Source organism: Natrialba sp. PRR66, from assembly GCF_034808065.1.
Classification (GTDB): Archaea; Halobacteriota; Halobacteria; order Halobacteriales; family Natrialbaceae; genus Natrialba; species Natrialba aegyptia.
The window spans coordinates 1-232 of record NZ_JAXHGN010000291.1 but is presented as its reverse complement, the minus strand read 5'-3'; the positions used below and the strand labels follow the sequence as shown (position 1 = coordinate 232).

The 232-nt window shown below is 63.4% G+C and carries 1 pseudogene; it reads left to right on the top strand.

The window, feature by feature from the left end:
* Positions 1 to 232, top strand: a pseudogene (locus tag SM755_RS24260) (tRNA uridine(34) 5-carboxymethylaminomethyl modification radical SAM/GNAT enzyme Elp3); the annotation flags it as partial.

Here is a 232-nt window from a genome sequence, read left to right as displayed (position 1 = left end):
TCCGCGGAACCCAGACGTACGACATGTGGCACAACGACGAGTACGACCCCCTCGGCAACGAACAGGCGGCGGAACTGGTCGCCGAGATCAAGTCGATGATCCCCAAGTACACGCGCCTCCAGCGGGTCCAGCGGGACATTCCCGCGGACTTCATCGACGCCGGCGTCTGGAAATCCAACCTCCGGCAACTCGCCCGGAAGAAGATGGACGAACACGGCTGGACCTGCGACTG